At 55.5% G+C, this 18,603-nt stretch carries 19 protein-coding genes; 11 read left to right on the top strand and 8 right to left on the bottom strand.

Going from position 1 to position 18,603, the window contains the following annotated elements:
- Window positions 1-163 precede the first annotated feature (163 nt).
- Both rhaS and rhaR read left to right on the top strand, forming a co-directional pair.
- On the top strand, window positions 164-997 hold the full coding sequence (gene rhaS, locus ACOTY9_RS20590) for an HTH-type transcriptional activator RhaS (RefSeq protein ID WP_032635176.1): 834 nt from the start codon (window positions 164-166) through the stop codon (window positions 995-997).
- Window positions 998-1,069: 72 nt separating this feature from the next.
- Complete coding sequence (rhaR, locus tag ACOTY9_RS20585) at window positions 1,070-1,918, top strand: HTH-type transcriptional activator RhaR (RefSeq protein ID WP_023336471.1); 849 nt, start codon at window positions 1,070-1,072, stop codon at window positions 1,916-1,918.
- Here rhaR and rhaT read toward each other — a convergent pair whose 3' ends face one another.
- On the bottom strand, window positions 1,919-2,953 hold the full coding sequence (gene rhaT, locus ACOTY9_RS20580; RefSeq protein ID WP_014885719.1) for an L-rhamnose/proton symporter RhaT: 1,035 nt from the start codon (window positions 2,951-2,953) through the stop codon (window positions 1,919-1,921).
- A 289-nt stretch (window positions 2,954-3,242) separates the two neighbouring features.
- Between rhaT and sodA the strand changes: the two genes are divergently transcribed.
- Window positions 3,243-3,863: a superoxide dismutase [Mn] gene (sodA, locus tag ACOTY9_RS20575; protein WP_004203668.1), complete on the top strand. Its 621-nt coding sequence runs from the start codon at window positions 3,243-3,245 to the stop codon at window positions 3,861-3,863.
- Between the two features lie 70 nt (window positions 3,864-3,933).
- On the top strand, window positions 3,934-4,629 hold the full coding sequence (gene yiiM / locus ACOTY9_RS20570; protein WP_421637397.1) for a 6-hydroxyaminopurine reductase: 696 nt from the start codon (window positions 3,934-3,936) through the stop codon (window positions 4,627-4,629).
- A 36-nt stretch (window positions 4,630-4,665) separates the two neighbouring features.
- On the opposite strand, the gene cpxA is transcribed toward yiiM, so the two are convergent.
- Both cpxA and cpxR read right to left on the bottom strand, forming a co-directional pair.
- Entirely contained in the window at window positions 4,666-6,039 is a 1,374-nt protein-coding gene (gene cpxA, locus ACOTY9_RS20565; protein ID WP_421637396.1) for an envelope stress sensor histidine kinase CpxA, read from the bottom strand.
- On the bottom strand, window positions 6,036-6,734 hold the full coding sequence (cpxR, locus tag ACOTY9_RS20560; RefSeq protein ID WP_006179159.1) for an envelope stress response regulator transcription factor CpxR: 699 nt from the start codon (window positions 6,732-6,734) through the stop codon (window positions 6,036-6,038). Before cpxR ends, cpxA begins: the two co-directional genes overlap by 4 nt.
- Before the next feature lie 150 nt (window positions 6,735-6,884).
- Between cpxR and cpxP the strand changes: the two genes are divergently transcribed.
- The 6 genes from cpxP to ACOTY9_RS20530 all read left to right on the top strand — a co-directional run bounded on the left by cpxP (window position 6,885) and on the right by ACOTY9_RS20530 (window position 13,023).
- Window positions 6,885-7,391, top strand: coding sequence for a cell-envelope stress modulator CpxP (gene cpxP, locus ACOTY9_RS20555; RefSeq protein WP_047027628.1), 507 nt, complete (start codon window positions 6,885-6,887; stop codon window positions 7,389-7,391).
- Window positions 7,392-7,544: 153 nt separating this feature from the next.
- The gene (gene fieF / locus ACOTY9_RS20550; protein WP_014885715.1) at window positions 7,545-8,438 is read left to right on the top strand and encodes a CDF family cation-efflux transporter FieF; all 894 of its coding nucleotides are present in this window, start codon (window positions 7,545-7,547) and stop codon (window positions 8,436-8,438) included.
- 174 nt (window positions 8,439-8,612) lie between these two features.
- On the top strand, window positions 8,613-9,575 hold the full coding sequence (gene pfkA, locus ACOTY9_RS20545) for a 6-phosphofructokinase (RefSeq protein WP_045268704.1): 963 nt from the start codon (window positions 8,613-8,615) through the stop codon (window positions 9,573-9,575).
- A 229-nt stretch (window positions 9,576-9,804) separates the two neighbouring features.
- On the top strand, window positions 9,805-10,794 hold the full coding sequence (locus ACOTY9_RS20540) for a sulfate ABC transporter substrate-binding protein (protein ID WP_348566089.1): 990 nt from the start codon (window positions 9,805-9,807) through the stop codon (window positions 10,792-10,794).
- Window positions 10,795-10,901: 107 nt separating this feature from the next.
- Window positions 10,902-11,645: a CDP-diacylglycerol diphosphatase gene (locus ACOTY9_RS20535; RefSeq protein ID WP_014885712.1), complete on the top strand. Its 744-nt coding sequence runs from the start codon at window positions 10,902-10,904 to the stop codon at window positions 11,643-11,645.
- A gap of 73 nt (window positions 11,646-11,718) precedes the next feature.
- Window positions 11,719-13,023, top strand: a complete 1,305-nt coding sequence (locus ACOTY9_RS20530; protein ID WP_348566090.1) for an SLC13 family permease — start codon at window positions 11,719-11,721, stop codon at window positions 13,021-13,023.
- 81 nt (window positions 13,024-13,104) lie between these two features.
- Here the strand turns inward: ACOTY9_RS20530 and tpiA are convergent, their stop codons facing one another.
- Entirely contained in the window at window positions 13,105-13,872 is a 768-nt protein-coding gene (tpiA, locus tag ACOTY9_RS20525) for a triose-phosphate isomerase (protein WP_003862019.1), read from the bottom strand.
- Window positions 13,873-13,983: 111 nt separating this feature from the next.
- Complete coding sequence (locus tag ACOTY9_RS20520; RefSeq protein WP_014885710.1) at window positions 13,984-14,580, bottom strand: DUF1454 family protein; 597 nt, start codon at window positions 14,578-14,580, stop codon at window positions 13,984-13,986.
- Between the two features lie 112 nt (window positions 14,581-14,692).
- Here ACOTY9_RS20520 and ACOTY9_RS20515 point away from each other — a divergent pair, with 112 nt between their 5' ends.
- Window positions 14,693-15,112 carry a DUF805 domain-containing protein gene (locus ACOTY9_RS20515; RefSeq protein WP_023331602.1) on the top strand — a complete coding sequence of 140 codons (420 nt, stop codon included), beginning with the start codon at window positions 14,693-14,695 and terminating at the stop codon, window positions 15,110-15,112.
- Here the strand turns inward: ACOTY9_RS20515 and fpr are convergent, their stop codons facing one another.
- The 3 genes from fpr to glpK form a co-directional block, all read right to left on the bottom strand.
- A complete protein-coding gene (gene fpr / locus ACOTY9_RS20510; protein WP_014885708.1) occupies window positions 15,113-15,859 on the bottom strand; it encodes a ferredoxin--NADP(+) reductase in 747 nt (248 codons plus the stop codon).
- 96 nt (window positions 15,860-15,955) lie between these two features.
- Window positions 15,956-16,966 (bottom strand): class II fructose-bisphosphatase, encoded by a 1,011-nt coding sequence (gene glpX / locus ACOTY9_RS20505; protein ID WP_023331601.1) that lies wholly within the window; start codon window positions 16,964-16,966, stop codon window positions 15,956-15,958.
- A 117-nt stretch (window positions 16,967-17,083) separates the two neighbouring features.
- On the bottom strand, window positions 17,084-18,592 hold the full coding sequence (gene glpK / locus ACOTY9_RS20500) for a glycerol kinase GlpK (RefSeq protein ID WP_014885706.1): 1,509 nt from the start codon (window positions 18,590-18,592) through the stop codon (window positions 17,084-17,086).
- Between the last annotated feature and the right edge of the window lie 11 nt (window positions 18,593-18,603).

Here is an 18,603-nt window from a genome sequence, read left to right as displayed (position 1 = left end):
GGCGCGCCGTTCAGCCACTGTGACGTTGACCGCAATTCCGGATCTTTCCCGCTTATTCTTGAAAAACAGGCAGGTTTTGCGGCGTTTGCTGTCGAAAATTTAAGGTGAGGGTGAGAGGCCTTATTTACTATTTTGAGAACATTTCTCATTGGTGGGGGGCGTTATGACCGTACTGCACAGCGTGGACTTTTTTCCGGCGGGTGGCTCGCCTGTGGCGATAGAGCCGCGGCTGCCGCAGGCGGCTTTCCCGGAGCATCATCATGATTTTCATGAAATCGTGATTGTTGAGCATGGCACGGGCATCCATGTCTTTAACGGTCAGCCCTACACCATCAGCGGCGGCACAGTCTGCTTTGTGCGCGACCACGATCGGCATCTGTATGAGCATACCGACAACCTGTGCCTGACGAACGTGCTCTATCGATCCCCGGACGCATTCCAGTTTCTCGCAGGGCTTCATCAGCTACTGCCGCAGGAGAAGGAAGGACATTATCCGTCGCACTGGCGCGTGAATCAGGCCACGCTGCAGCAGGTTCGCCAGATTTTGCTCCAGATGGAGCAGAGTCAGGACGGACAGGAGATGCATGCGCTCGCCACGCGCGAGATGTTGTTTATGCAGCTGCTGGTGGCGTTGCGCCGCAGTAACCCGGTGGAGGGGGAGAGCAGCGAAGCCCGCCTGAACCAGCTGATGGCCTGGCTGGAGGAACATTTTGCCGAGGATATCTGCTGGGAAATGCTGGCGAGTCATTTTTCACTCTCCCTGCGCACCCTGCACCGCCAGCTTAAGCAGCGAACCGGGCAGACGCCCCAGCGTTACCTTAACCGACTGCGGCTGATAAAAGCGCGCCACCTGCTGCGCCACAGTGATGAAAGCGTCACGGATATCGCTTATCGCTGCGGTTTCGGCGACAGTAACCACTTTTCGACGCTGTTTCGTCGGGAGTTCAGCTGGTCTCCGCGTGATATTCGCCAGGGGAGGGACACCTCACTACAGTAACGCGAGCCCAGTCAACGTTTTGCTGCCGTAAAGCGGGTAATAATGTCAGGTTTTCGCCGTTGAGGTGGTGATGTGGCCGCACCGTTAATTCTTCGCAAAGATGACTTTTTTGCCTCCGCTGAACAAGCTGTTGCGGTGGCGGATCGCTATCCGCAAAACGTCTTTGCTGAACACACGCACGAATTTTATGAGCTGGTGCTGGTGTGGCGCGGCAACGGTCTGCACATTCTCAACGATCGGCCTTACCGCATTACCCGGGGGGATCTGTTTTACATTCGTGCCGAAGATAAACACGCCTACGCCTCGGTGAATGACCTGGTTTTACAGAACGTTATCTACTGCCCCGATCGGCTCAGCCTTAACGTTGACTGGGCAGCATGCATTCCCGGCTTCAACGGCGCGAAAGGCTCGCCACACTGGCGTTTAAGCAGCAGCGGCATGACTGCCATCCGTCAGGCCATTTCCCTCCTTGAACAGGAGAGCTATAAAACCGATCCGCTGGCTAACCCGATGGCGGAGATCCTCTTCGCACAGCTGGTGATGATGCTTAAACGGCATCGCTACGAGACGGATAACCCCTCCGCCACGCAGCAGGAGACCCTGCTCGATAAACTGATTGCCACGCTGGCGGCCAGCCTGAATAAAAGCTTTGTACTGGAAAAGTTCTGCGAGCAGGAGCAGTGCAGCGAACGTGCCCTGCGTCAGCAGTTCCGTACCCAGACGGGCATGACGGTCAATCACTATTTGCGCCAGCTGCGCATTTGCCACGCCCAGTATTTGCTCCAGCATACAGAGTTCATGGTCAGTGACGTGGCAATGCGCTGTGGCTTTGAGGACAGTAACTACTTTTCGGTGGTTTTTAATCGCGAGGTAGGGATGACGCCGGTGCAATGGCGTCATCACAGTCGCAGGGCGGCGTAATCAGTTCGCCATACCGAGGCCGACAATGTTGGCCGCAATGATAATCACCACGCAGCCCAGGCTCAGAACGCCCACCGGTCGGCGTCCGGCATTGTTCCACTCTCTCAGGATGAGACCCACCAGTCCGCCGCACAGCACGTAGAAGCTCATGTGCAGCATCCAGCTCATATAGTCATATTGTGCCGGGATGCTGGCATGTCCCCAGGCGTAGAAAAAGAACTGCAGGTACCACATCAGTCCGCCGAGCGCCGAAAGCAGTACGTTGGTGATGATGACCCGTTTTGCCAGTGAGAAGTCGGCTTTTAGCGACAAACTCTCAACTTTTGCCAGACGAATTACGCAATAGCCGAGGTTAACCAGTGCACCGCCGCCCATGATCACCACGTAGCTGGGCAGCGCCACGTACAGCGGGTCGACGCCCAGCGCGGCTGCCGCCTCGTGCATCGGTTTGGCGGCGTTCATGGCAAACGACATTCCGGCGGAGAAGATGCCGCACATTACCGCCAGCAGCAGACCCTTTTTCAGGTTAAAGTCCTCGGCTTTTATGCCCATCTTGCGCTCTTTCAACTGGCCCGCGCGGGTCACTATTCCGACGCCAATAACCGCTACCAGCACGCCCAGCAGCGTCATTCTGCCGCCTTCGGTATTCAGTAACACGTCGAGGTTACCGTTGAGGATGGGCGTCATCAGAGTGCCGACAATCAGCGTGATGCCAATCGCGATGCCGATCCCCATCGACATGCCGAGATAGCGCATGGTGAGGCCGTAGTTAATATTGCCGATGCCCCACATGGCACCAAACAGAAACACCGGCAGCAGAGTGGAGGCGTTAAAAGAGGAGAAGTAGCCCCAGAAATCCGGGAGTAGCATGGCGCTGATGGCCCAGGGAAGCAGGATCCAGGAGACCACACCGCCAACCGACCACATGGTTTCCCATGACCACTGCCTGACTTTTTTAAACGGAGCATAGAAGCAGGCTGCACTGGCCGCACCTATCAAATGCCAGAAAATACCCATCGTAATCGCATGATTCATGTTTACGTCCTCATCGTTTTTATCGGTCAATGGCATCCCACCGACCCGATGAGTGTAAAAATTAAGCAGAACGACCACCTTCGGGAGGCTGCCGCACTTTGGTTTTAAATGGCAATCAACGCGTTAAGCGGGTGAGCAGATTCACATTTTCACGCTTCATCAGAAAAGGAATGACCTTACAAAAACTACGGCATTGATAATCATTTTCAATATCATTTAATTAACTATAATGAACCAACTGCTTACGCGGCATTAACAGCTGTGCCGCCCGACAATAATGGAGAGGATTATGAGTTATACACTGCCATCCCTGCCGTATGCCTACGACGCACTGGAACCGCATTTCGACAAGCAGACGATGGAAATCCATCACACTAAACACCACCAGACCTATGTGAACAACGCGAATGCTGCGCTGGAAAGCCTGCCAGAGTTCGCTAACCTGTCTGCTGAAGAACTGATCACTAAACTGGACCAGCTGCCAGCGGACAAGAAAACCGTTCTGCGTAACAACGCAGGCGGCCACGCTAACCACAGCCTGTTCTGGAAAGGCCTGAAAACCGGTACCACCCTGCAGGGCGACCTGAAAGCGGCTATCGAGCGCGACTTCGGCTCCGTTGACAACTTCAAAGCGGAATTCGAAAAAGCCGCTGCAACCCGTTTCGGCTCTGGCTGGGCGTGGCTGGTTCTGAAAGGTGACAAACTGGCGGTGGTTTCCACTGCTAACCAGGACTCCCCGCTGATGGGTGAAGCGATCTCTGGCGCATCCGGCTTCCCGATCCTGGGTCTGGACGTGTGGGAACACGCTTACTACCTGAAGTTCCAGAACCGTCGCCCTGACTACATCAAAGCGTTCTGGGATGTGGTGAACTGGGACGAAGCAGCAGCGCGTTTCGCCGCTAAAAAATAAGGTTGCATTGACGCCTGTGAGAAGCGAGTCTGATGACTCGCTTTTTTGTATCTGCGTAATGGAGGCAGCGATGCATTACCCGGTGAATGTGTTTACAGGCAAGGTAAGGGAGTACGACGGCAGCCGCCCGAGCGCCATCGCGAAAGTGCAGGTTGACGGTGAACTGACCTTAACCGACCTTGGGCTGGCAGGCGATGAGCAGGCCGAAAAGAAAATCCACGGCGGGCCGGATCGCGCGCTGTGTCACTATCCTCGCGAGCACTATCAGCACTGGAAAACCGAATTTCCTGACCAGGCGGACCTCTTCGTCGCGCCTGCATTTGGTGAGAATCTCTCGACGGAAGGGCTGACGGAAAAGAACGTGTTTATCGGCGATATTTATCGCTGGGGCGACGCCCTGATTCAGGTGACGCAGCCTCGCTCGCCGTGTTTCAAGCTCAACTACCACTTCGGCATTCAGGATATGTCGGCCCAGCTGCAAAGCGCGGGTAAAACCGGCTGGCTGTACCGTGTGGTGCTGGCCGGGCAGGTTTCAGCGGATGCGCCGCTTGAGCTGGCTTCGCGCCTGAGCGACGTGTCGGTGTATGACGCCTGCGCCATCGCCTGGCATATGCCGTTTGATGATGAACAATATCATCGATTGCTGTCTGCGGCGGGGTTATCGACCAGCTGGACCAGAACGATGCAGAAGCGGCGGTTAAGCAACAAGATCGAAGATAATTCGCGGAGATTGTGGGGAAAGAAAATAGTGCTCCGCAGAAAGTAGGCCGGGTAAGGCGAAGCCGCCACCCGGCACATACAGTTACGAACGCTTATACAACGGCAGCCACAGCGTTAACCGCAACCCGCCCAGCGGGCTGTCGTCAGCTTTCACCCAGCCGCGATGCTGTTGCATGGCGGTTTCAACTATTGCCAGACCCAAACCTGTACCGACGGATTCACGGTCGCGCGCTTCGTCAGTACGGTAGAACGGACGGAAAATCTGCTCCCGATCTTCAGGGCTGACGCCTGGACCGTCGTCATCCACGATAACGGTGATCCCGTCTTTATCCACCGAGAACGCCACCTCAATCTTGGTATGCGAGTAGCGCAGAGCGTTACGCACAATATTCTCCAGCGCGCTTTCCAGCGTGTTAGGGTTGCCGTACAGCGGCCATGGACCCGGCGGGAAGTTAACGGTGAACGATTTGCCCATCTGTTCCGCTTCGAACGCCGCGTTGTCCAGCACCTCATGCCACAGGTGATTGGCTTTCACCGTTTCGCTGACCAGAGCGTTTTTCTGCTGGTTGCGTGACATCACCAGCAGGTCATTGATCATGCTGTCCAGGCGGTGAGCTTCCGTTTCAATACGTTCCAGCTCTTTACTTTCCCCACTGCGGCGGCGCAACAGCGCGGTGCCAAGCTGCAAACGTGTAAGCGGGGTGCGCAGCTCGTGCGAGATGTCCGATAGCAGACGCTGCTGTGAGGTCATCATTCGATCGAGGGCGCTGACCATCTGGTTAAAACTGGTCCCGGCGGCAAGGAATTCCTGTGGCCCCGCTTCCAGCTCAGGGTGTTGTCGCAGGTTACCCTGCGCCACTTCATCGGCGGCGTTTTTCAGCTTACGTGCGGGTTTTGCCAGACTCCACGCCAGCCATAACAGCAGCGGCGAGCTGACCAGCATGGTAACAATCAGCAGCAGGAGCGGACGGTCAAACAGCAGGTTGATGAAATCGGACTGGGAACTGCTCGCAGGGCGAATCAAATAGAGCTGGTAATTGTCTTCCCCATCCCGTACCGAGAAAGGACCGACCATCTCTACCCGACCATATTTCTTTTTCTGTGGGTGATCGGCATTATCCGCCTGGCCAATAAAGTTACGGATAATCTGCATTTCATTGCGATCGGCCCCAATGACGCGGCCTTCGCTGGTGACCAGCAAAAGGCGTTGCCCGGGCGGCGCCCACTTGTCGATAGCGCGAAACAGCCTGCGCCACCACATCAAATCGTTCGGCGGATCGTTTGCCAGCTCCGCTTCAACATGCTGCTCGATCATCACGCCCTGACGTTGCTCGCTGTCAAGAAGCTCCGTCATCTGGCGTGAGTCGAGTTTTGGCAACATCAACACGAGCATTAAAACCAGGGCCAGCGTCAGCCAGAAGATGGCAAAGATGCGGGCGGTTAAGCTGCCTATCATGAAGCGGAAACCATCAGATAGCCGCGACCACGCAGGGTTTTAAACCATGGGTGACCGTCTTTACGCTCCGGCAGCTTGCGGCGCAGGTTAGAGATGTGCATGTCGATGGCGCGGTCAAACGGGGTAAGACGTTTGCCCAGCACTTCCTGACTCAGGTGTTCACGCGATACCACCTGGCCGAGGTGCTGCGCCAGCAGATAAAGCAGGGTGAACTCTGTGCCGGTCAACTCCAGGGTCTGACCGTCGAAGCTCGCTTCCTGACGACCTGGGTTCAGGCTAAGGGAGTCCACTTCCAGCGTGGGTGAGCTGTTGTCGGTATTCTGCTGCTGCTCGCTCCAGTGGGAACGGCGCAGGATAGCGCGAATACGGGCCACCAGTTCACGATCGTTGAACGGTTTCGGTAAATAGTCATCCGCACCCAGCTCAAGGCCGAGAACGCGGTCAAGTTCGCTGCCGCGGGCGGTCAGCATGATAACGGGGGTCTGGTGTGTCTGGCGAAGCTCTTTCAGCGTATCAATACCGTTTTTCTTCGGCATCATGACGTCGAGCAAAAGTAAATCGATGCTGTCGTCAAGGAGACTCAGCGCCTGCTCGCCATCATGGGCAACCAGGACGTTGAAACCTTCCATGTCGAGCAACTCCTTTAAAAGGGATGTGAGCTCTCGGTCATCATCAACTAACAGGATTTTATTCATTGTTTAAATACCTCCGAGGCAGAAATTACGACATCAAGGCTATCTAATCCATGACTTTACGTTGTTTTACACCCCCTGACGCATGTTTGCAGCCTGAATCGTAGACTGTCTCTCGTTGAATCGCGACACGAAAGATTTTGGGAGCAAGTGATGCGCAAAGTTACCGCTGCCGTCATGGCCTCAACGCTGGCGTTCAGTGCGTTTAGCCAGGCCGCTGTAGCTATCAACGGCGATACCGGTCCCTCACCAGAGGGCGCAACGCAGCTCAGTAGCCAAAGCCATATGTTTGACGGCATAAGTTTAACCGAACATCAGCGTCAACAGATGCGAGATCTGATGCAGAGGGCACGACACGACCAGCCCCCTGTTAATGTTAGCGAAATGGAGACAATGCACCGCCTTGTCACCGCAGAAAATTTTGACGAAAGCGCTGTACGCGCTCAGGCCGAAAAAATGGCAGAGGAACAGGTTGCCCGCCAGGTAGAGATGGCGAAGGTCCGTAACCAGATGTTCCACCTGCTAACGCCCGAGCAGCAAGCGGTTTTGAACACCCGACATCAGCAACGAATGGACCAGTTGCGTGAGGTTGCACGGATGCAGCGAAGCCTGGATGCGACGCTTTTCAGTAGCAATAGCAGTACCCGTAGTAACCAGTAAACCCTGTTTTCCTTGCCATAGACACCATCCCTGTCTTCCCCCACATGATGTGGGGGTTTTTTTTGCCCCGCATTCTGATTTGTTAACCGTTTATTCATCCTCCGTCCCCCTATGCTTCCGTTATACTAGCGGCAAGACATGACAGGAGCGTTTATGAATCAATCCTATGGAAGGCTGGTAAGCCGGGCCGCTATTGCGGCAACCGTTGTGGCGTCTGGCCTGTTACTGATTAAAATCTTTGCCTGGTGGTATACCGGTTCGGTCAGTATTCTGGCGGCGCTGGTGGATTCGCTAATGGATATTGCCGCCTCGCTAACCAACCTGCTGGTGGTGCGCTATTCACTGCAGCCCGCGGATGAAGAGCACACGTTTGGGCACGGTAAAGCGGAGTCGCTGGCCGCGCTGGCGCAAAGCATGTTTATTTCCGGTTCTGCACTGTTCCTGTTTTTGACCGGCATTCAGCATCTCGTCTCGCCGACACCGATGAACGATCCCGGCGTGGGCGTAGTGGTGACGGTCGTTGCACTTATAAGCACACTTGTTCTGGTAACGTTCCAGCGCTGGGTGGTTCGCAAAACGCAAAGCCAGGCTGTACGGGCGGATATGCTTCATTATCAATCTGATGTTATGATGAATGGGGCAATTCTTATTGCGCTGGGCCTGGCCTGGTATGGCTGGCACCGGGCCGATGCGCTATTTGCGTTAGGTATCGGCATCTATATTTTGTATAGCGCCTTACGGATGGGGTATGACGCGGTGCAATCGTTGCTTGACCGAGCCCTTCCGGACGCAGAACGCAATGAAATTTTTTCTCTTGTGACCTCCTGGCCTGGCGTCAGCGGTGCACACGATCTTCGAACGCGGCAGTCAGGGCCGACCCGCTTTATTCAGATTCATATTGAAATGGAAGACAACCTGCCACTGGTACAGGCTCACGTGATTGCTGAGCAGGTCGAGCAGGCAATTTTGCAGCGTTTTCCTGGTTCAGACGTCATTATTCACCAGGATCCCTGCTCGGTTGTACCCGGACACGTGGGGCTTTCGTAATTGGTTGTAAAAAAGTGAGCCAGGCCAGCATTTTGTGTATAAATTACCGCCATTTGGTCTGACCTGAATCAATTCAGCTGGAAGGGATTGATATACTATTTGCAGTATTCGTTGGTCGATAAGTTTCTTCCGGCAACAGATTTCAATTTTGCATTCCTAAGTTCAGAGGTAGTCATGATTAAGAAAATCGGTGTGTTGACAAGCGGCGGTGATGCGCCGGGCATGAACGCGGCAATTCGTGGTGTTGTCCGTGCAGCGCTGACGGAAGGTCTGGAAGTTTTTGGTATCTATGATGGTTACCTGGGTCTGTATGAAGATCGTATGGTTCAGCTCGACCGTTACAGCGTGTCCGACATGATTAACCGTGGCGGTACCTTCCTTGGGTCTGCGCGCTTCCCGGAATTCCGTGACGAACACATCCGTGAAGTGGCTATCGAGAACATGAAAAAACGCGGTCTGGACGCGCTGGTGGTTATCGGTGGTGACGGCTCTTACATGGGTGCAAAACGTCTGACCGAAATGGGCTTCCCGTGCATCGGTCTGCCGGGCACCATCGACAACGACATCAAAGGTACTGACTACACTATCGGCTTCTTTACTGCACTGGGTACCGTTGTTGAAGCGATCGACCGTCTGCGCGATACCTCGTCTTCTCACCAGCGTATCTCTATCGTTGAAGTGATGGGGCGTTACTGCGGTGACCTGACCCTGGCCGCGGCGATTGCCGGTGGTTGTGAGTTCGTGGTGGTTCCGGAAGTGGAATTCAGCCGTGAAGATCTGGTCGCTGAAATCAAAGCCGGCATCGCGAAAGGTAAAAAACACGCGATCGTGGCTATCACCGAGCACATCTGTGACGTTGACGAGCTGGCGAAGTACATCGAAACCGAAACCAAACGCGAAACGCGCGCGACGGTTCTGGGCCACATTCAGCGCGGTGGTTCTCCGGGTCCTTACGACCGTATTCTGGCGTCCCGCATGGGTGCATACGCTATCGAGCTGCTGCTGCAGGGCCACGGCGGCCGTTGCGTCGGTATTCAGAACGAAAAACTGGTTCACCATGACATCATCGACGCGATTGAAAACATGAAGCGTCCGTTCAAAGGTGACTGGCTGGACTGCGCGAAAAAACTGTACTGATCGGCTCTGTTGCCCGGTGGCAAGGTAAATGCAAAACGGTAACCCTTGGGTTACCGTTTTTTATGTTTGCTCCCTCTCCCGTGGGAGAGGGTTGGGGTGAGGGCATCTGGCTGCTCACATTCTTCTTTTTATTCCTCTACGTTATAGCCAATCTTTTTTTATTCTTTAATCATCGAATCGCTTTCTGGCACGCTGCATTCATCAAAACACTACACAAGAGAGCCGGGCGATGAATAAATGGGGCGTGGGTTTAACATTATTGCTGGCATCGGCCAGCGTTCTGGCGAAGGACATCCAGTTACTGAACGTGTCTTACGACCCGACGCGTGAGCTGTACGAGCAGTACAACAAAGCATTTGCGGCGCACTGGAAACAGGAAACTGGCGACAATGTCGTGGTTCGCCAGTCTCACGGCGGCTCCGGTAAACAGGCGACCTCCGTCATCAACGGTATCGAAGCCGATGTGGTCACGCTGGCGCTGGCCTACGATGTTGACGCCATTGCCGAGCGTGGCCGTATCGACAAAAACTGGATCAAACGCCTGCCGGATAACTCTGCGCCATACACCTCGACCATCGTCTTCCTGGTACGTAAAGGCAACCCGAAACAGATTAAAGACTGGAACGACCTGGTAAAACCGGGCGTGTCAGTGATTACACCAAACCCGAAAAGCTCCGGCGGCGCTCGCTGGAACTACCTGGCGGCCTGGGGTTACGCGCTGCATCACAACAACGGTGACCAGGCCAAAGCGCAGGAGTTCGTGAAAGCGCTGTACAAAAACGTCGAAGTGCTGGACTCCGGCGCGCGTGGGGCCACCAACACCTTCGTCGAGCGCGGTATCGGCGACGTGCTGATCGCATGGGAAAACGAAGCCCTGCTGGCCACCCACGAGCTGGGTAAAGACAAGTTCGAGATTGTGACCCCTGGCGAGTCTATTCTTGCCGAGCCGACTGTTTCCGTGGTCGACAAAGTGGTTGATAAGAAAGGGACAAAAGCGGTGGCGGAAGCCTACCTGAAATATCTCTACTCGCCTGAAGGCCAGGAAATTGCGGCGAAAAACTTCTATCGTCCACGCGATGCGGCTGTTGCGAAGAAATATGAAGGGGAATTTCCGAAACTGAAGCTCTTCACCATTGATGATGTGTTCGGCGGCTGGACGAAAGCGCAGAAAGAGCACTTCTCTAATGGTGGCACCTTCGACCAGATTAGCCAGCGCTAAGCGTTATCAAACGGCACGGTGACCCGGTGTGAGAAATCCACCGGGTTTTTTATTTGGTCATCATTTTGCGTTACTCTTTCGCCTCTATCGAAAACAGGGAACGCGTTGTGAAAAAAATTATCTTATTGATCCTTATTATCATCGCCCTTGCCGCTGGCGGCGTGTACTGGATAAAAGCGGGTAATCCGAATGCGTTGCGTCATATCGTTCTCGACCAGTGCCTGCCTAATCAACTGCAACACCGTAACCCGGCACCCTGCGCACAGGTGAAGCCTGATGCGGGCTATGTCGTATTTAAAGACCGCAACGGGCCGTTGCAGTATCTGCTGATGCCGACATACCGCATTAATGGAACCGAAAGCCCGCTCCTGACCGAGCCTCACACGCCAAATTTCTTCTGGCTGGCGTGGCAGTCGCGCAGCTTTATGACCCTGAAGCGGGGATCTGAGGTGCCTGACAGCGCCATTTCACTGACGATTAACTCGCCGACTGGCCGTACGCAGAACCATTTCCATATTCATATCTCCTGTCTGCGCCCGGACGTACGTGAGAAACTCAATGCGGCACAGGGCGACATTAGCACCCAGTGGCTACCTCTGCCCGGTGGGCTGGAGGGGCACGAGTATCTTGCCCGACGGGTAACGGAGAATGAACTGGTCCAGCGCAGCCCGTTTATGATGCTGGCGGAAGAGCTACCCGAAGCGCGCGACCACATGGGGCGCTTTGCGCTGGCGATGGCGCAGCAGTCGGATGGTTCGTTTGTTTTGCTGGCGACCGAGCGAAACCTGCTCATGCTTAACCGCGCCTCGGCTGAGGAATTGCAGGATCATCAATGCACTATCCTGAAGTGACCCCACCATAAATAGCGTTTACTCGTCCTGCCTGTCGCCGTAGACTTGCTGAAAAAATCTACAGGAGACAGGTATGTCGCTCTGGTTATCTCATCCTCTGCTGCTGCCTTCGTTGATTGTTGGCGTCACCATCGTGCTATGGGCGACGTCGCTATTGCCAGAATTTATCACCGCGCTGCTGTTTTTCACGGCAGCGATGGCCGCCAGAATTGCCCCGCCGGAAGTCATTTTCGGCGGCTTTGCCTCGTCGGCTTTCTGGCTGGTATTCAGCGGTTTTGTACTGGGGGTGGCGATCCGTAAAACCGGTCTGGCTGACAGGGCCGCCCGGGCGCTGTCAGCAAAGCTTACCGATTCCTGGATATTGATGGTGGCGAGTGTGGTGCTGCTGAGCTATGCGTTGGCGTTTGTGATGCCGTCGAATATGGGGCGTATTGCGCTGCTGATGCCGATTGTTGCGGCGATGGCGAAACGTGCCGGTATCCCTAACGGTTCCCGCGCCTGGTTTGGTCTGGCGCTGGCCGTGGGGTTCGGCACTTTTCAGCTCTCGGCAACTATCCTGCCTGCTAACGTCCCTAACCTGGTGATGAGCGGTGCGGCGGAAGGCTCGTACGGCATCCACCTGAACTATGTTCCGTATCTGCTGCTGCACACCCCAGTGCTGGGCATTCTCAAAGGGCTGATCCTGATTGGCCTCATCTGCTGGTTATTCCCCGGCAGCCCAAAACCGCCGAAGGATCTGGCGCCATCTGAACCCATGGGGCAGGATGAAAAGCGCCTCGCCTGGCTGCTGGCGGTGGTGCTGGTGATGTGGGTCACGGAGAGCTGGCATGGTATTGGGCCGGCATGGACTGGGCTGGCGGCGTCCGTCATCGTTATGCTGCCGCGCGTTGGTTTTATCACCGGGGAAGAGTTTTCTGCGGGGGTGAATATGCGTACCTGTCTCTATGTTGCAGGCATTCTTGGGCTGGCCATCGTGGTGACGCAAACCGGTATCGGTACGGCGGTGGGCGAAGCGTTGCTCCGCATTATGCCGCTGGACGCAGACAAACCGTTCACCAGTTTCCTGGCGCTGACCGGTATCACCACCGCGCTCAACTTCATTATGACTGCCAACGGCGTTCCGGCGCTGTATACCACCCTGGCACAGAGCTTCTCAGATGCCACCGACTTCCCGCTGCTGTCGGTGATTATGATTCAGGTACTGGGTTATTCCACGCCGCTACTGCCGTATCAGGCGTCGCCGATTGTTGTGGCGATGGGGCTAGGGAAGGTGCCTGCAAAGGCGGGGATGATGCTCTGTCTGGCGCTGGCCGTTGCGACGTATCTGGTGCTGCTGCCGCTGGATTATCTGTGGTTTAGCTTGCTGGGGAAAGTGTAGTCCGCCCAACCCTCTCCCGAAGGGAGAGGGAGGAGAAGAGCGTAGGGCGGGTTAGCGAAGCGCCACCCGCCGCAAAGGCAATTACGCCTGTTTAGCCGCTTCTGCCGCTTTAACGATCACCGCGAAAGCGTCAGCTTTCAGGGATGCACCGCCAACCAGCGCGCCATCGATGTCTGGCTGGGTGAACAACTCAGCAGCGTTGGATGCGTTTACGGAACCGCCGTACTGGATAATCACTTGCTCAGCCACTTTCGCGTCGGCTTTAGCAATGTGGTCACGGATGAATTTGTGCACGGCCTGAGCCTGCGCTGGCGTTGCAGATTTGCCGGTACCGATCGCCCAGACTGGCTCGTAAGCAATGACTGCACCTTCGAACGCTGCTGCGCCCTGCGTTTTCAGAACCGCGTCGATCTGACGTGCGCACACTTCTTCGGTTTTGCCCGCTTCGTTTTCTGCTTCGGTTTCACCGATGCACAGAACCGGGATCAGACCCTGCTCTTTCAGCACAGCGAATTTCTTCGCGATGAACTCGTCGGATTCTTTGTGGTAGGTGCGACGCTCTGAGTGGCCGATGATGATGTATTTTGCGCCGATATCTTTCAGCATTTCAGCGGAAGTTTCACCGGTGAACGCGCCAGACAGGTTAACGTCAACGTTCTGTGCACCCAGAATGATGTGGCTGCCGTCAGCGGCGCGTTTAGCCAGATCCAGGTACATATCCGGCGGAGCGATAGCAACCGCGCAGCCCGTTACGCCAGCCAGCTCTTTACGCAGGTTCGCAACCAGTTCGTTTACCATGTGGCGGCTGCCGTTCAGTTTCCAGTTACCCATCACTAAAGGATGTCGCATTTCAATTCTCCACGCTAAATAAGCGAATTAAGGAATATGGCCGCCCTGTCGGGCAGCATGGTCTGTGAATCAGTATAGAGATTTTCCCTCGAAAGGCTTTGCTTTTTGTCATTAATTCGCCCCGCCGAGGGTGTCAGATAGCGCCAGCTTAATCGGTTCAACTGCGAAGGTCAGTCCTTTTTCGCCGTTATCCGCCACCACATAGCGAATTGCCCCTTCAGTTGTGGCGTAGTACCGCTTGTTTTTACCCGCGGCCAGCAGCTTTTGCAGCTTTTGCTGGCTTTGCTTTTTCGTCAGCGCGGGCGTAAACGCCTGTAATACCGCGCTCATGTACTCCTGCGCCTTCGTTTTTGCCGCTTTCTGCTCTGGGCCCTGGATCGGTAGCCAGGTGATTTGCATGCTTTTGATTTTTAACGTCCCACGCTCCAGCGCCGTGGAGGCATACAAGTTTTCGTTTATCTTGCTCGCCGCGCGGGTCAGGGTTGGGGTATCACGAGAGCTATCAATTGCGCGAAACTCATCCAGCGGCAACGTAGGGTTGGTCTGATTGAAGGTTTCACGAAACTGACTGATGGATTGATCGAACGACGGCGCGCCTGCCAGCAAATAGGGTGCCGTGGTAGGGGCCGACGTGTCGGCGGCGTGCAGCGGAAAACCCGCGCCAAGCATCGCTATACACAGGAAGAGAGTGTGTGCCGAACTTTTCATCAACATTGCCCCTGGCCGTAAGTGCTCATGATTAAAACGATATCTGCCCGGCTTGTCAAAAGGTCACAACTCCAGGGTAAAATGCGGACTAAATGATAATAAGGAACCTTACATGACCATACAGCAGTGGCTGTTTTCATTCAAAGGGCGTATCGGACGCCGTGATTTCTGGGTCTGGATGGTGACGTGGGTTGTCGCCATGCTGCTTCTGTTTTTCGTTGCGTACAATGCCTGGTTGAGCACGCAAACGGCGGCTTTCGCGCTGGTCTGTTTGCTGTGGCCAACGGCGGCCGTGGTGGTGAAACGTCTTCACGATCGTGGCCGTTCCGGCGCGTGGGCCTTTCTGATTATTCTGGCGTGGATGCTGGTCGCAGGGAACTGGGGGATGCTGCCGTCCATTCTTCCCTGGGTGGTGGGCAGACTGCTGCCGTCCGTTATCTTCGTGATGATGATTGTCGATCTGGGCGCGTTTATCGGCACCCAGAGCGAAAATAAATACGGTAAAGACACCCTTGAGGTGAAGTACCGCTGATCACCAGTAGTGTTCGGCAGTCATATGACCCGGTCGGCGGCGAAGATGTTTCGTCATCTGCCGGGTATCCTTCAGAAGCTGTTGCGTATCCCGAACCATCTGCGGGTTACCACACAGCATGACGTGGCTGGTGTCTGCAGTCATCGGTAAACCCACTGCGTTTTCCAGCACACCACTCTCAATTAACGCCGGCACGCGACCGGTCAGCGTACCTGCTACGGTTTCGCGGCTGACGACGGTCTGAATTTTCAGCTTCCCGCCATATCGCTGTTCCAGCGCCTGCATCTGCGGCAAGTAGCTCAGGTCTGCGGCGTAGCGCGCAGCATGCACCAGCACGATGTTTTTAAAGCGCTCAAGGTCTTTGCCATATTGCAGAATGGAGAGGTAGGGGCCAATGGCCGTGCCGGTTGCCAGCATCCAGAGCGTGTCACAATCAGGGATCTCTTCGAGTACAAAGAAACCTGCTGCTTCACTCACAATTTGCACATCGTCACCGGGCTTAAGGGCGGCAAGGCGCGGGCTGAGCTTACCGTCCGGGACGGTCACCAGATAGAACTCAAGATCCGGATTATCCGGCGCGTTAACGTAAGAGTAGGCGCGCTGCACGCGTTCGCCGTCGACATCCAGCCCCAGCTTCGCAAATTGTCCGGCCTTAAACGGGTGAACGGGAGCATGCAGGGTGAGACTAAATAGCGCATCGGTCCAGAACTCTATCTTTGTGACTTTACCTGTTACCCAGTCCGCCATGATCTTCTCCTGTGCTGTTTCTCTGTTCTATCTTCCGTACTTGTGGGAAACATTTCCAGCCCCTTCGGGCCGGAAAGCTCTATCGATCAAACGGTTTTACAGAATGTGCGTCTGTACGTCCGGGTCTTTACGATCGAGATAGTGGATGGACTGAATGCGGCGAATAGTGCGCGATTTACCGCGGATCAGCAGCGTTTCGGTGGTCGCCATATTGCCCTTGCGGGTGATGCCGTCCAGCAGGTCACCTTTGGTGATGCCGGTGGCGGAGAAAACAACGTTGTCGCTGCGTGCCATTTCATTCAGCGCGAGAACCTTATTGGCTTCGATACCCATTGCTTCGCAGCGAGCCAGCTCGTTTTCACCAATACGGCGGTTCTCGTCGCTGTCGCCTTTCACCTCATGGCGGGGCAGCAGGCGCGCCTGCATATCGCCGTCCAGCGCGCGGATCACCGCCGCCGAGACCACGCCCTCCGGCGCACCGCCGATGCCGTACAGCACGTCTACTTCGCTGTCCGGCATGCAGGTCAGAATTGAGGCGGCAACATCGCCATCCGGAATGGCAAACACGCGCACGCCGAGCTTTTGCATCTGCGCGATGGTGGCGTCGTGGCGCGGTTTTGCCAGAATCGTCACGGTCAGTTCACTCAGGGGTTTGCCCAAAGCTCTGGCGATGTTGCGCAGGTTCTCTTCCAGCGGCAGGCTGAGGTCGATTGCGCCCTTCGCACCAGGACCGACTATCAGCTTTTCCATGTACATATCCGGCGCGTTAAGGAAGCAGCCTTTATCGCCCACGGCCAGAACCGCAAGCGCGTTGGCCTGACCCATCGCCGTCATGCGGGTGCCTTCAATCGGGTCTACGGCGATATCCACCGCATCCCCTTTGCCGGTACCGACTTTTTCACCAATATAGAGCATTGGCGCTTCGTCGATCTCGCCTTCGCCGATGACGATAGTGCCGTCGATGTTGACCTGGTTAAGTACAATGCGCATGGCATGGACAGCAGCACCGTCCGCGGTATTTTTGTCGCCACGCCCCAGCCATTTATAGCCTGCGAGGGCGGCCGCTTCGGTGACGCGGGAAAACTCGATAGCAAGTTCACGTTTCATGAGGTACTCGTGCAATCAAAAGGAATTGCACGAAGTTTATCACAGAGTGGGGAGGGGAGAGGGGACCGGTGCTGTCTGGGCCCCTCACCCTCTCCTCATGGGAGAGGGAATATAGGATTACTCGTCGTGCTCTTCCCACGCCAGGGCGCGCTTCACTGCTTTCTTCCAGCCGCTGTAGCGGAAGTTGCGCTCGGTGGTTTCGATGCCCGGGCGGAACTCGCGTTCGATAACCGCTTTTTCCTGCAGCTCGTCCAGGTTCTGCCAGAAGCCTACCGCCAGACCGGCAAGATACGCCGCACCCAGCGCCGTGACTTCACGCACTTCAGGGCGCTCAACGCGGGTACCCAGAATGTCGGACTGGAACTGCATCAGGAAGTTATTCGCTACCGCGCCGCCGTCCACGCGCAGGGCGTGCAGACGAATGCCGGAGTCTGCCTGCATCGCTTCCAGCACGTCGCGCGTCTGGTAGGCAATGGATTCCAGGGTGGCGCGAATAATGTGGTTCGAGTTCACACCACGCGTCAGACCGAAAATCGCACCGCGTGCATAGGGATCCCAGTACGGTGCGCCCAGGCCGGTGAACGCTGGCACCACGTACACACCGTTGGTGTCCTTCACTTTGGTTGCAAAGTATTCGGAGTCGAAGGCATCGCTAATCAGCTTCATCTCGTCACGCAGCCACTGAATAGACGCACCCGCCATAAACACCGCACCTTCCAGGGCGTAGTTCACTTCACCGCGAGGGCCGCAGGCGATGGTGGTCAGCAGGCCGTTTTCTGATTTCACCGCTTTCTCACCGGTATTCATCAGCATAAAGCAGCCGGTGCCGTAGGTGTTCTTCGCCATCCCTTCTTTGACGCACAGCTGGCCGAACAGTGCCGCCTGCTGGTCACCGGCGATACCGGCGATAGGAATACGGGTGCCGCCTTTACCGCCAATGTTGGTCTGACCGTAGACTTCTGAAGACTTGCGCACTTCAGGCAGCATCGCGCGTGGGATATCCAGCGCGTCCAGCATCTTGTCATCCCACTCCAGGGTGTTGATGTTGAACAGCATGGTACGCGAGGCGTTGGTGTAGTCGGTAACGTGAACGCGTCCCTGGGTCATCTTCCAGATAAGCCAGGTATCAACGGTCCCGAACAGCAGCTCGCCGCGTTTTGCACGCTCGCGTGAACCTTCCACGTGGTCGAGGATCCACTTCACTTTGGTGCCGGAGAAGTACGGGTCAACCACCAGACCGGTGGCGCTGCGCACGTACTCTTCCATCCCATCACGCTTCAGCTGTTCACAGATTTCTGAGGTACGGCGGCACTGCCAGACAATAGCGTTATAGATAGGCTTACCGGTTTCGCGTTCCCAGACAATCGTCGTTTCACGCTGGTTGGTAATACCGATAGCGGCAATCTCGTCGGAACTGATATCGGCTTTCGCCAGTACTTCAACCAGCGTTGAGCTTTGTGAAGCCCAGATCTCCATTGGGTCATGTTCTACCCAGCCTGGACGAGGGTAAATTTGCTCAAATTCACGTTGAGACACGCTGACAATGTTCGCGTCATGATCCATTACGACAGCGCGGGAGCTGGTAGTGCCCTGGTCGAGCGCAACGATATATTTTTTTTCGGTCATGGTATGTGTCC

Origin of the sequence: Enterobacter cloacae complex sp. SHL012 (assembly GCF_049237505.1) — a bacterium.
GTDB classification, from domain to species: domain Bacteria; phylum Pseudomonadota; class Gammaproteobacteria; order Enterobacterales; family Enterobacteriaceae; genus Enterobacter; species Enterobacter kobei.
The sequence above is the reverse complement of the archived record's forward strand: the minus strand, read 5'-3'. Positions and strand labels throughout refer to the sequence as shown.

Excerpts from the sequence above, each read along its gene's own strand:
- rhaS (WP_032635176.1), top strand. The coding sequence starts at position 164 with ATGACCGTACTGCACAGCGTGGACTTTTTTCCGGCGGGTGGCTCGCCT.
- rhaT (WP_014885719.1), bottom strand. The coding sequence starts at position 2,953 with ATGAATCATGCGATTACGATGGGTATTTTCTGGCATTTGATAGGTGCG.
- sodA (WP_004203668.1), top strand. The coding sequence starts at position 3,243 with ATGAGTTATACACTGCCATCCCTGCCGTATGCCTACGACGCACTGGAA.
- yiiM (WP_421637397.1), top strand. The coding sequence starts at position 3,934 with ATGCATTACCCGGTGAATGTGTTTACAGGCAAGGTAAGGGAGTACGAC.
- cpxA (WP_421637396.1), bottom strand. The coding sequence starts at position 6,039 with ATGATAGGCAGCTTAACCGCCCGCATCTTTGCCATCTTCTGGCTGACG.
- cpxR (WP_006179159.1), bottom strand. The coding sequence starts at position 6,734 with ATGAATAAAATCCTGTTAGTTGATGATGACCGAGAGCTCACATCCCTT.
- cpxP (WP_047027628.1), top strand. The coding sequence starts at position 6,885 with ATGCGCAAAGTTACCGCTGCCGTCATGGCCTCAACGCTGGCGTTCAGT.
- fieF (WP_014885715.1), top strand. The coding sequence starts at position 7,545 with ATGAATCAATCCTATGGAAGGCTGGTAAGCCGGGCCGCTATTGCGGCA.
- pfkA (WP_045268704.1), top strand. The coding sequence starts at position 8,613 with ATGATTAAGAAAATCGGTGTGTTGACAAGCGGCGGTGATGCGCCGGGC.
- ACOTY9_RS20540 (WP_348566089.1), top strand. The coding sequence starts at position 9,805 with ATGAATAAATGGGGCGTGGGTTTAACATTATTGCTGGCATCGGCCAGC.
- ACOTY9_RS20530 (WP_348566090.1), top strand. The coding sequence starts at position 11,719 with ATGTCGCTCTGGTTATCTCATCCTCTGCTGCTGCCTTCGTTGATTGTT.
- tpiA (WP_003862019.1), bottom strand. The coding sequence starts at position 13,872 with ATGCGACATCCTTTAGTGATGGGTAACTGGAAACTGAACGGCAGCCGC.
- ACOTY9_RS20520 (WP_014885710.1), bottom strand. The coding sequence starts at position 14,580 with ATGAAAAGTTCGGCACACACTCTCTTCCTGTGTATAGCGATGCTTGGC.
- ACOTY9_RS20515 (WP_023331602.1), top strand. The coding sequence starts at position 14,693 with ATGACCATACAGCAGTGGCTGTTTTCATTCAAAGGGCGTATCGGACGC.
- fpr (WP_014885708.1), bottom strand. The coding sequence starts at position 15,859 with ATGGCGGACTGGGTAACAGGTAAAGTCACAAAGATAGAGTTCTGGACC.
- glpX (WP_023331601.1), bottom strand. The coding sequence starts at position 16,966 with ATGAAACGTGAACTTGCTATCGAGTTTTCCCGCGTCACCGAAGCGGCC.
- glpK (WP_014885706.1), bottom strand. The coding sequence starts at position 18,592 with ATGACCGAAAAAAAATATATCGTTGCGCTCGACCAGGGCACTACCAGC.